At 69.5% G+C, this 11,667-nt stretch carries 9 protein-coding genes; 6 read left to right on the forward strand and 3 right to left on the reverse strand.

The genetic code is table 11. The features are described 5' to 3' along the window. Window positions 1-55: 55 nt before the first annotated feature. The 4 genes from ABD172_RS13940 (at window position 56) to ABD172_RS13955 (ending at window position 3,005) form a co-directional block, all read left to right on the forward strand. The gene (locus tag ABD172_RS13940) at window positions 56-697 is read left to right on the forward strand and encodes a DUF4383 domain-containing protein (protein WP_344310606.1); all 642 of its coding nucleotides are present in this window, start codon (window positions 56-58) and stop codon (window positions 695-697) included. After that, window positions 694-1,260 carry a transporter substrate-binding domain-containing protein gene (locus ABD172_RS13945; RefSeq protein WP_344310607.1) on the forward strand — a complete coding sequence of 189 codons (567 nt, stop codon included), beginning with the start codon at window positions 694-696 and terminating at the stop codon, window positions 1,258-1,260. Before ABD172_RS13940 ends, ABD172_RS13945 begins: the two co-directional genes overlap by 4 nt. Then, a complete protein-coding gene (locus ABD172_RS13950; protein ID WP_344310609.1) occupies window positions 1,257-2,315 on the forward strand; it encodes a cation diffusion facilitator family transporter in 1,059 nt (352 codons plus the stop codon). Before ABD172_RS13945 ends, ABD172_RS13950 begins: the two co-directional genes overlap by 4 nt. Window positions 2,316-2,432: 117 nt before the next feature. After that, entirely contained in the window at window positions 2,433-3,005 is a 573-nt protein-coding gene (locus ABD172_RS13955) for a DUF4383 domain-containing protein (RefSeq protein WP_344310611.1), read from the forward strand. 241 nt (window positions 3,006-3,246) lie between these two features. On the opposite strand, the gene ABD172_RS13960 is transcribed toward ABD172_RS13955, so the two are convergent. Together ABD172_RS13960 and ABD172_RS13965 are read right to left on the reverse strand one after the other, a co-directional pair. Next, the gene (locus tag ABD172_RS13960) at window positions 3,247-6,990 is read right to left on the reverse strand and encodes a DEAD/DEAH box helicase (RefSeq protein WP_344310613.1); all 3,744 of its coding nucleotides are present in this window, start codon (window positions 6,988-6,990) and stop codon (window positions 3,247-3,249) included. A gap of 79 nt (window positions 6,991-7,069) precedes the next feature. After that, window positions 7,070-7,792 (reverse strand): HAD domain-containing protein, encoded by a 723-nt coding sequence (locus tag ABD172_RS13965; protein WP_344310615.1) that lies wholly within the window; start codon window positions 7,790-7,792, stop codon window positions 7,070-7,072. Window positions 7,793-7,993: 201 nt separating this feature from the next. Here ABD172_RS13965 and ABD172_RS13970 point away from each other — a divergent pair, with 201 nt between their 5' ends. Beyond that, on the forward strand, window positions 7,994-9,433 hold the full coding sequence (locus tag ABD172_RS13970; RefSeq protein WP_344310617.1) for an amidase: 1,440 nt from the start codon (window positions 7,994-7,996) through the stop codon (window positions 9,431-9,433). A gap of 146 nt (window positions 9,434-9,579) precedes the next feature. Here ABD172_RS13970 and ABD172_RS13975 read toward each other — a convergent pair whose 3' ends face one another. Continuing rightward, window positions 9,580-10,053, reverse strand: coding sequence for an acyl-CoA thioesterase (locus ABD172_RS13975; RefSeq protein ID WP_344310619.1), 474 nt, complete (start codon window positions 10,051-10,053; stop codon window positions 9,580-9,582). 257 nt (window positions 10,054-10,310) lie between these two features. Here ABD172_RS13975 and ABD172_RS13980 point away from each other — a divergent pair, with 257 nt between their 5' ends. Then, window positions 10,311-11,594: a CaiB/BaiF CoA transferase family protein gene (locus ABD172_RS13980; protein ID WP_344310620.1), complete on the forward strand. Its 1,284-nt coding sequence runs from the start codon at window positions 10,311-10,313 to the stop codon at window positions 11,592-11,594. Window positions 11,595-11,667 lie beyond the last annotated feature (73 nt).

The following is an 11,667-nucleotide window of genomic DNA, read 5'->3' on the forward strand; positions in this document are numbered from 1 at the left end:
TCACGCATCCACCACCCCATCCGCAACGAATCGTCGAACCGGACAGGAGGACACCATGCCGAACTCCCTCCGCCCCTACCGCACCTCGATCCGCCAGTGGATCGTCCTCGGTTACGGACTCGTGTTCCTCGTCGTCGGCATCCTCGGGTTCTTCCCCGGGATCACCACCCATCACGACACCATGGAGTTCGCCGGGCCCGACTCCCGTGCGCTCTTCCTCGGTCTGTTCCAGGTGTCCCTGCTCCACAACGGGCTGCACCTCGCGTACGGCCTCCTCGCGTTCCTCGCCGCCCAGCGGTCCCTCTTCGCCTGTGTCTACCTCCTCTGGGGCGGGCTCCTCTATGCGGTTCTCGTCATCTGGGGCCTCGTCGTGCCGGTGGACTCCGCTGCGAACCTCGTCCCGCTCAACACGGCCGACAACTGGCTCCACCTCGGCCTCGCCGTCACGATGATCACGGCCGCGCTCGTGCCCGGCCTCGACCGGCAACCGGCCCGCACCCCGTGGAGCGTGGACCCGAACGCCCCCGCCCGAGGCGCCACGTCCGACGCGGACGCCCCCACCTCCCGGCAGTATCCGGAGGACGGGACTCCCGCCTCCCGGCGGAGGCCTGCGGAGGATGTCCCCGGCGACAGGCAGCGCCCCGTCGACGGTCGTGGACGCCACAGTGCCGGGACTGCGGAGGAGGACCCGTCATGAGATGGCTGGCGCGTTCCCTCGGCACGGCCGCGCTCGTCCTCGTGTTCTCGCTCCTCATGAGTGCCTGCTCCCAGATCCCGCGCGATTCCGAGGGAACCGCCGACCGCGTCGCCGGCGGCACGCTCCGGGTGGGCGTCCTCGACTACGCTCCGTGGGCGGAGACCGACCCCGGTCCCGGGAACACGAGCGCCGGTGCGAGCAGCACGACCGGGAACGGCGCCCCCGCCGGGGAACCCACCGGTCCCGAACCGGACCTCGTCCGTGGTTTCGCCGAGGAACTCGGCGCGGACGTGGAATGGGTGACCGGCAGCGAGAGCGAACTCGTGCCCCGCCTCGAGGACGGGCAGATCGACCTCCTCGCCGGAGGCCTCGACGCGAAGACCCCGTACAAGCAGAAGCTCGGCCTCACCCGCGCCTACCTCACGACCGTCGACGCCGAGGGCAACACGATGAAGCACGTGATGGCGGTGAAGAACGGGGAGAACGCCTTCCTCGTCGACCTCGAGACCTATCTCTCGACCACCGACATCCCGGTCCCCGAAGGCATGGAGGTGAAACGATGACCCACCACCTGCTCACCGGAGGAGAACACGGGGACCGGAAGGGCGCCTCGGGCGGGGGAGCCGGGGGAGAGGGCTCCGCCGGCTCCGGGAAGGGCCGGTCCTTCGGCCACACCGAACTGCCGGAGAAGCAGCGGCGGGCGCTCCGCCGTGCGATCCGGCTCCAATGGGCGTGGCTCGGCACGGCGGTCGTCGTCATCGGGCTCATGAGCCTCGTCGTCGGGAACTCGCAGGCGATGAAGACCTCGCTGTTCGAGGACATCCTGTCGCTCCTGCCGCCGATCGCCTTCCTCGTGGCCGTGCGTACCGCGAGCCGGAAACCCACCCGGAACTTCCCGTTCGGGTTCCACCGAGCGGTCGCGGTGGGGCACCTCGTGGCCGCGGTCGCCCTCTTCGCGATGGGCGCGTACCTCCTCGTCGAATCCGTGCTCAATCTCGTCACCGTGGAGAAGCCGAGTATCGGGACGGTCGAGGTGTTCGGGACACCGATCTGGTTGGGCTGGTTCATGATGCTCACGATGGCGGTCACCGCGATCGCCCCGGTCGTGTTCGGGCGGCTCAAACTGCCGCTCGCGGAAACCCTGCACAACAAGGTGCTGGCCGCCGACGCGGACATGAACAAGGCCGACTGGATGTCGAGCCTCGCGACCGTCATCGGGGTGTTCGGGATCGGCCTCGGGTTCTGGTGGGCGGACTCCGCGGCGGCCGGCCTCGTCTCCCTGTCGATCATCAGCGACGGGGTGAAGAACGTGAAGGGCGCGATGTCCGCCCTCATGGACGCGCGGGCGCGCACGTACGACGACGAGGAGCCGCACCCGCTCGTCAAGGAGATCGAACGGACCGTCGCCCGGCAGCCCTGGGCGCTCGAGGTGCGCAGCCGCGTCCGCGACGAGGGTCACGTCTTCCACGCCGAGGTGTTCGTCGTTCCCCGCCGCGGCCGCATGCCGGACCTCGGGGAGTTGCGCCGGGCCCGCGAGGCGTGCGTCGACCTCGACTGGAAGGTCGAGGACATCGTCATCGTCCCCGTCGAGGCGATCCCCGAGGAACAGGCGCCCTGATCCCCTTCGCTGTCGTCGATCGTGCGGAAATCCGGCCCGGAACCGCCTGATCGGCGACACCGACCGCACCACTCACCGAAGAAGGAGCATCACCCGAATCCAGATTCAGGAGGAATCATGAAGTACCGCACTTCTGCTCGGCAGATCGTCACGCTCGTCGTTTCTCTTGTCTTCCTCGCCGTCGGCATTCTCGGTTTCCTGCCCGGAGTGACCGCCGACCGCCACACGCTCCACCTCGCCGGCCCGCACTCGGAGGCGATGCTGTTCGGCCTCTTCCAGGTGTCCGTGCTGCACAACGCCGTCCATCTGCTCTTCGGCGCCGTCGGCCTCATCGCCGCACAGAACTCGACGTGTTCGCGGGCCTTTCTGTTCTGGGGAGGCATCGTCTACGCGGTCCTCCTGCTGTACGGGATCTTCGTCCCGCACGACTCGCCGGCGAACTTCGTCCCGCTCAACGCCGCCGACAACTGGCTCCACGCGGTCCTCGCGATCGGCATGATCGCGCTCGCTTTCGTCCCCGGCACCGAGCAGCAACCGCTCGGTGCGGAGGCCTGCAATGCCTTCGGGAACGACCCCGAGGCGGGCACGGGTCGGCCGACCGGCACCGGTCCGCTCACGGCGGAGGACGTGGAGAAGGGTCGGCCCTCGTCCTCGGGAGGTCGCGGCCCCTCCGGTGACATGGACACCTGAGGGGCGCACGCTTCGCGCGTCACCGAGGCCGGCGCGCCCGGATCGCGATTCCTGCGCCCGCCGCGTCCGGATCGCGATTCCCGCGCCTCCGGGTTCGAGGTCGCGATTCCCGGCGTCCACGGGCTCGAGATCCCGATTCCGTGCCGGATCTCGCCGAGATCCAGCACGGAATCGCTCTTTCAGCGGCCCCGACCGCAGGGAATCGGGACTTCACCCGCCCTGACCACAGGAAATCGCTCCCTCAGTTCTCGAACAGGCCGCGCAGGTCGTCGGCGGTGATCGCCTGGGAGAAGGTCGCACCCTCGTCCATGAGCGCGTCGAAGATCTCCGCCTTCTTCTGCTGGAGGGCGAGGACCTTCTGCTCGATCGTGTCCTCCGCGACGAGGCGGTAGACCATGACGTTCTTCGTCTGCCCGATCCGGTGCGTCCGGTCGATCGCCTGGGACTCCGCCGCCGGGTTCCACCACGGGTCGAGGAGGAAGACGTAGTCGGCCTCCGTGAGAGTGAGCCCGAACCCACCGGCCTTGAGGCTGATGAGGAACACCGGCGCTTCTCCGGACTTGAACTCCTCGATGACCCGGGCCCGGTCCCGGGTCGACCCGTCGAGGTACGCGTACGGGATGCCTTGATCGTCGAGGCGATCCGCGACCCTCCCGAGGAACGAGGTGAACTGGGAGAACACGAGGGTCCGGTGCCCCTCGGCGAGGATCTCCTCGAGGTGCACGAGCAGCGCCTCGAGCTTGCTCGAGGGGATTCCCTCGTGCTCGGGGTCGACGATCGCCGGATCGAGCGCCATCATCCGCAGGAGCGTGAGCGAGCGGAACACGATGAACTTCGCCCGTTCCATGTCCTCGTCGAGGATCCCGAGGACCTTCTTCCGTTCGCGCTGGAGCACCTGGTCGTAGAGCTTCCGGTGCTTGGGCACGAGTTCGACCGTCGTCACCTGTTCCTGCTTCTCCGGCAGGTCGGCGGCGACGAGGTCCTTCGTCCGGCGCATCATGAACGGACGGATGCGCGAACGCAGGCGGGCCATCCGCTCACCGGCGCCCTCCTTGTCGGTGCCCTCGATGTGGAGGATGTACTCCTGCTTGAACCGGGCGAACGAGGGGAACAGGCCGGGGGCGGTGATCGCCGCGAGCGACCACAGGTCCGAGAGCGAGTTCTCCATCGGGGTACCGGTGATCGCGAGACGGAAAGGTGCCTTCACACCCTTCGCCGCGAGGTGCACCTTCGAGGTCCGGTTCTTCACGAACTGTGCCTCGTCGAGGACGAGCCCGGCCCAGGGCGTCTCCGCGAACTCCTCCGCGTCGATCCGGAGGATCGCGTACGAGGTGACGACGAGGTCCGCACCCGCGGTCTCCTCCGCGAGTGACGCGCCCCGTTTGCGGCTCGTCGTGTCGAGCACCCGCACGTCGAGGTCGGGAGTGAACTTCGCGGCCTCGAGCTTCCAGTTCGCCACGACCGAGGTGGGCGCGACAACGAGGAACGGCGGCGCCCCGGACGCCCGGCCCTCCGGCGCGTCGGCGCCCTGCTCGACCGAGGCCCCGGGCGCCTCGGTCTCCGACTCCGCCGGCGCCTCGGTCTCCGACTCCGCCGGCGCCTCGGCGGCCCGCTGCCGCATGTGCGCCACGAGTGCGAGCGTCTGCACGGTCTTGCCGAGGCCCATGTCGTCGGCGAGGATCCCGCCGAGATGGTTCTCGGCGAGGAACGCGAGCCACCGGAACCCGGTGATCTGGTAGGGACGGAGGTCCGCCTGCAGTCCGGCGGGCACGGGCGTCTCCGGCAGCCCGTCGAAGGACCGGAGCGCCTCGAGCGAGTGGGTCCACTCCTCGGTGGCGACGGCCTCGTCGGCGAGGTCCTCGAGGTCCTCCCACACCGCGAGCTGGTAGCGGTTGATCTGCGGCTGCTCGGGTTCCCACTCGCCCATCGCGGTGGCCTCCGCGATGAGGGCGCGGAGCTTGTCGAACGCCGGGTGCTCGAGCGAGAAGTACGTGCGGTCGACGAGCATGAGCTTCGTGCGACCCTGTGCGAGCGCGGCGAAGAGCACGGAGAACGGGATGTTCTTGCCGTCGATCGTCACCTCGAAGCCGAGGTCGAACCAGTCGTTGTCGTCCGTGCCTGCGGCGGACACCCGGACGTTCGGCGTGCCGCTGAGCTCCTGGTACTCCTTGCGCTCGCCCTCGACGTCGACGACGAGCCCGGGGACCTTCTCGAGTTCCGGGAGCACCCGTTCGGTGAACTCCGCGACCTCGATGCCCTCGAGGTCGTGCTGCGGACGCGTCGCGGCGGCCTCCCACACGGCGCGGGCGGCCTCGAGGACCTCCTTCTCACGGACGGTGTCCCGCCGTTCGCCGGGCTGGAAGCCGATCTCGAGCGTGCGGTCGGGGTCGTGGTAGTGCCAGCTCCACGTGAGAGAGAGCCGGTCGAGGACGGTGCCGTCCTTGCGGTCCTTCGCCGTGTACCGCGCCCGCAGGTGGAGATCCGGTGGCACGTACTCGGGCAGTTTCACGCTGCGGTCCGTGCTCGTGACGTTCACGGTCGACTGCAGCCGGGGGAACCACCCGTGGAGGAACTCCTCGGTGTCCTCCGGCGGGATCTCCACTGCTCGGGTGTTCTGGAGGAAGTGCCGGAACTCCGGGGAGAGGGGTTCGGCGGTCGGTGCGAGCACGAGGTCGATGCCGCCGGCCCCCGTGCCCTTCGAGGACTTCCGCCCGGTCATCCCGAAACCGGTACCGCTCATCTCGCTCGGTTCGACCGCGTAGAAACCGCGTTGTCCGATGGGCCGGGTGGCGGTGAAGCGGTCCCCGTCGATCGTGACGACGGGTTCGACCCGGAGCACGGCGGTGGGGGAGTCCTGGTGGACGTCGAGGACTGCGTCCGCGCGGGTGCCGATCGCCACCGTCGCCACGTGGCCCATGCCGATGAACGCGATCCCGAGGCGCCGGGCCTGGTCGAGCAGGTGCCACAGCAGGGGAGAGGAGAATCCGTCGAGGGCGATCGTGTCCGGTTCGCCCACCTCACCGAGGCGGCCTGCGTTCTGCAGGGCCGTGAACTGGGAGAAGAGTTCGGCGTGGCGACGGTCGTGCCGGCCGCTGCCGTCGAGGTGCAGGAACTGCCGCCAGGTGAGTCCGCCCTTGATCCACCCCCCGGTCTTCGCGGTCGATCTCTCGATGGGCCGCAGGAGGAGCGAGAACGGAACCCCTGCAGCAAGGTCCGCGGGCGTGAGGTGTTCGGGTTTCGACCGGTCCCACCAGGAACGTTGCGGCCGCGCGCGGAGCTCGAAGCCGAGCCCGAGTGGCTGGAACCCCTGCTCGTGCGAGCGGGAGACGACGGAGAGAGCGGTCCGCCACGAGGAGGCCGGGCGGGAGCGGTCCACGTCGTCGGTGGCCTCCGGGAGCCGGGGCTCCGCCTCCTCGTCCGCCCTCCCGGCGAGCACCCGCGCGAGGTGGTCGATCGCGTCCTGCCGTCCCTCGGCCAGGGCGCCGCCGGGACCTGCTGATCCCTCACCGGAATCCGCACCTCCGACCCCACCACTGGCGTCCGTCACGTAGACCCTGCCAGGGGAGTCCGCGCCTCCGCCCCCGTCCTCGCTGGCCGTGCCCTGCGCCGATTGCGACGGCATCCTCGTCGCCCGCGCGAGCGACTGCTCGAGCGCGAGGAGATTCGTGTGGACGAGGAGAGCGGCCGCGTGTTTGCACGCGGAGCCGACGGGGCACGAGCAGACGGATGACAGGGGAACGTGTGTGGCGGTGCGGCCCCGCCCCGTCGTGGGATCGAGCGTCACATGAGTGACGTAGGGGCGGCTTCCGGACCCGGCGATGCGGCCCGAGAGCTTCGCGACGGTGGAGTCGAACCCGACATCGGTGACGCGCCCTTCCGTGGCGTAGGCGCGGCCGCGTTCGTACGCGGCACGACCGACGAAGGACTTGATGTCACCGCTGTCGACGAAGGGAAGTTCGTCCTGCGGGATCCCGCTCTCCGCCATCACTCTCCGATCCCGTCCGGTCCGCCCCGGAACACCGGATACTCTCTCACGAGCCACGGACACACGCCGTTCGCGCGGGTCAGGTGCGGGACTCGCCCTGCCGGGAGGCGACCCGGGGGTCCGGGCCGGCGGGCGCCTCGGCGAGGGAGGGACCGTGGGTGGCCGAACAGGCAGCGGTCGAACCCGCAGCGGACGAACCGGCCGCGGCAGGCGGCCCCGTCATCGGCTCGGCGTCGACGCGTGGGGTGTCCGCCGGGCGGGGGTACGTGAAGTCGTGGATCTGCCGGAAGTGCTCCTCGCCGAGCCCGTACACGAACCGCGGCGCGATCATGAGGAGCCGGTTCTGATAGGTGTCCGCGAAGTAGGCGCGGGTGACGGGGGCGGCGAGGTCGTCGTCGATCCATACGATGCGGTCCCCCGGATGGGACGCCATCCAGTCCTCGACCGCGCGGGCCTTCCACCAGCGGTGGGGGTCGCCGGCGTAGCGGTTGAAGGTGTCGTCGGGCATCGGGAGGACCTCGTAGTGGCCGGTGAACCCGAGCTTCGGCTCGATCTCCGTCGAACAGCGGTACGACCACGTCGAGAGCCACACGATGTCGACGAACCGGGTCCGCGCGAGCTTCTCCAGCCATTTCACGACCTTCGGGCGGAAATGCAGCTCGAAGTTCCACGCCCGCGCCTTCCGCCGGCCCTCGAGGAAGAACCGTCGGCGCGGCACCGGGAAGGAGTTGAGGACCCCGTCGACGTCGAGGAAGACGGTGACGTGCCGCGCGCGCCTGCGTTCGGATACCGGTTCCGTCATCGGTGCGGACCCCCGTTCCGTCATCGATCCCTCTCCGCGGCCCCTGCCGCCGTCGTGTGCCTCGTGTCCGACTCGTGGTCGACGCGCAGGTCGCAGCGTCGTGCTCCCCCGATCCTCCCATCCGCGATTGTTCCACCTGCAGGCGGTTCCGTCAGGCGGCGCGTGACGTGTGCGTCACATCCCCGTGGCAGGATCGGGCCCATGAGTGAACTGCATCACCTGAGCCTGCTGGAGACCGTTGCCGCTTTCCGTGCGAAGGAGGTGTCCCCGGTCGAGTTCCTCGAGGCCCACATCGAGCGCATCGACCGCCTCGATCCGCAGACGAACGTCGTGTGCGAGAAGCTCTACGAACCCGCCCGCGCCGGCGCGCAGGAAGCCGAGAAGGCCTACGTCGAGGCGCCCGACGCCTCGGCCCTTCCCCCTCTCCTCGGCGTGCCCCTCCTCGTGAAGGAACAGCAGGAGATGGCCGGCTACGAGAACTCGCGCGGGTCCCTCACTCGCGAGGGGATCATGGGGCAGGTCGACAACCCGGTCGTCGCCCGCCTCAAGGCGGCCGGTGCGATCCCCTTCGCTCGTACGACGAACCCCGAGTTCTCCTGCGCGACCTTCACCCAGACCCGCATGTGGGGCGTGAGCCGCAACCCGTGGAACCTCGACGCGAGCCCCGGTGGATCCTCGGGCGGTTCCGGCGGTGCGGTGGCGGCGGGGTTCGGCCCGCTCGCGACGGCCTCGGACATCGCGGGATCCACGCGCGTCCCGGCGGCATTCAACGGTCTCGTCGGGTTCAAGACGCCCTTCGGCCGCGTGCCCGGTGCCGGCCCGACCGTCGCCGACTGGTACCGCGGTGAGCACGTCCTCGCCCGCACCGTCGCGGACTCCGCGTACGCGACGAACCTCATCGTCGGGCAGATGCCGGGCGATCAGATCTCCCTCAAGTCCGAACCGCCGCTGCCGACCACCTACGCGGGGGCCTCCGCGATGGCCGGGCAGCGCATCGCCTTCAGCCGTGACCTCGGGTGCTACGACGTCGACCCCGATGTCGAGGCGAACCTCCTCACCGTCGTCGAGGCGCTCCGCGGTGCCGGTGCCGAAGTGGTCGAGGTCGAGGTCGGTTACGACGCGAAGACCCTCAATGACGTCTCGAGCGCGCACTACGGGCACATCCTCTCCCCGAGTTTCCTCGCGCTCGCCGGTGGCCCGGAGAAACTGCCGGACCTCGAGCCCTATGCGCGTCACTTCTACGAGTACACGACCGCGAAGGCGCAGGAGTTCGGGCTGTACGAGACCCTCGTGATGGAGCAGCGCATCCAGCAGCAGCTCGCCGAGGCGATGGACGGTTTCGACGTCCTCCTCACCCCGACCTCCGCCGCCGGGTTCCTCCCCGCCGACAACATGTTCCTCGACGGGCTCGACCGGCCGAAGGGACGCCTCGAGTTCTATTGGGGCGCGCACATGGCGATCCCGTTCAACATCAACAACCGCTGCCCCGTCCTCGCTCTCCCGAGCGGCATGGGGGACTCCGGTGTGCCGACCTCCGTCCAGGTCGTCGGCCATCCCTACCAGGACCGGTCCGTCTTCGAGGTCGGCGCGGCCATCGAGGAACTCCTGCCCTTCGGTCAGAGCCCCTTCATGGCGATGTGAGGCGGCCCGAGGCGCTGAGTGCTCGATGCCGGCGAGGTCGCGATTGCGTTCGGTCGGGACTGTTGAGATCCCGATTCCGTGCTGGGTTTCGGCGAAATCCAGCATTCAATCGCGACCTCAACCGCGGGGACCGAAGGGAATCGCGATCAGGCGGGGACCGGTGCGGTGCCGACGGCCTCGGCCCCAGCCCCGGCTCCAGCGGTAGCTCCGGCCTCCGCCTCGCTCTCGATGAGGAAGGTGCGGAGGTACTCCTTGTCGGCGTCGCTGATGGGGGCGGGACGCCGGGCCTCGGGGTCGACGGTGACCATGACGTTGTTCGCCTCGAAGCACAGCGCACCGTCCTGGTAGCCGCGCGAGTTGATGGTGAAGCTCGTGTTGCCGACGCGGGAGATCCCGACGACGATCTCGAGCTCGGGCCCGTACTCGACCGACTTCTTGTAGTCGATGTCCATGTGCGCGACGAGCTTGGGTGCGCCGATCGAATCCCGCCCGCGCATGCCGACCAGCCAGTTGATGCGCGCTTCCTCGACGAGCGTGACGATCCGTGCATTGTTCACGTGTCCGAGGATGTCCTGATCGGACCAGCGGATCTGCGGCTTCCAGGAGAATGTCGCGCCCATGACGTGCCTTTCGTGCAGAGGCTCCCCCCGACGAACAAGGCCCGGCGAACAACGTCCGACGAGTCGGGTTCGGCGTGCCGGGTGCGGCCCGGGCGCCGGTGGCCCGGCGTGGGCCGGGAGGAGCGGGTGGAGTTTCATTGCGAGTGCGCGGCCCTTGTCCGAACCGGCGCACGGTTCTAGGGTCAACTTATCAATCGTTCAGGAATGTGCGCATTCCGTCCCACCCGAACACCTCACCCGTATCAAAGGAGATACCCGTGACCGCAGCCCCCTCTTCGCCGGAGTCCGCACCCGCGTCGTCCCCGACCGCCGCCCTCCTCCCTCTCGCCGGATTCCGGATCGTCGACCTCGGCGGGATCGGGCCCGGTCCCTTCGCGTCCATGGTGCTCGCGGACCTCGGTGCCGAGGTCATCCGCCTTCAGCGCCCCGCGGAGATGAAAGCACCGAACAGCCCGGTGCTCGACCGCGGCAAGAAATCCGTCGTCGTCGACCTCAAGAAGCCCGGTGCCACCGAGGCGGTCCTCCGCCTCATCGACTCCGCCGACGCCGTCCTCGAGGGGTTCCGTCCGGGAGTCGCCGAGCGCCTCGGCCTGGGACCGGCGGACGTCATGGCGCGCAAGCCGTCCCTCGTGTACGGCCGCGTCACCGGATACGGCCAGACCGGCCCGCGCGCACAGGTCGCCGGGCACGACATGAACTACATCGCCTCCGCCGGTGTCCTCCACCAGCTCGGACGGGCGGGAGAGGGCCCGCAGTTCCCCGCGAACCTCGTCGGCGACTTCGGGGGCGGCGGGCAGGTCCTCGTCATCGGGATGCTCGCGGCGCTCCTCAAGGCGCGGAGCACGGGTGAGGGATCCGTCATCGACGCCGCGATGATCGACGGTGCGAACGTCCTGTGGGCGATGATGCACGGCTTCACCGCGATGGGCATGTGGAACGAGGAACGCGGCACGAACATGCTCGACTCCGGCGCGCCGTTCTACGACCGCTACGAGACGAAGGACGGCCAGTGGGTGTCCCTCGGATGCATCGAACCGCAGTTCTTCGCCGAGTTCGTGCGCGGTGTCGACGTCGAGGACGCACTCCCGGCCCCGCTCGGGCAGCTCGACCACCGCCGGAAGGACCTGTGGCCGGCCATCCGCGAGGTCTTCACCGAGGCGATCGGCAGCCGTACCCGTGCCGAACTCGAGAAGATCTTCGACGGCGCGGACGCCTGCCTCTTCCCGATCCTCACCTTCGAGGAAGCGGAGAGAGACCCCCACAACACCGCGCGTGAGGTCTTCTACCGCGACGCCGCCGGCGCCCTCCAGCCCGGCCCGGCTCCGCGGTTCGCGCCCCTCGGTGGGGCGAGCTGGGCCGGTGGCGAGGTGGGCTCCTGGCAGTCCGACCCGGCACCGTACGTGACCCCGGAGCCGGCCCCGAAGGCGGGCGCCCATACCGCGGAGGCGTTCGCCTCGGCCGGGTTCACGCCCGAGGAGATCGCGGACCTCGCCGCTGCCGGTGCGCTCACCCTCGTCGACGAACCGGCGACGGTCGGCTGACACGTCGGTCGGCTGAGGGCGAACCCTCCCGACACGGGAAAGTTCCGTGATGGCGGTTCGCGCGAGCCGCCAT

Source organism: Brevibacterium samyangense (assembly GCF_039529845.1).
In the GTDB taxonomy this organism is placed as follows: domain Bacteria; phylum Actinomycetota; class Actinomycetes; order Actinomycetales; family Brevibacteriaceae; genus Brevibacterium; species Brevibacterium samyangense.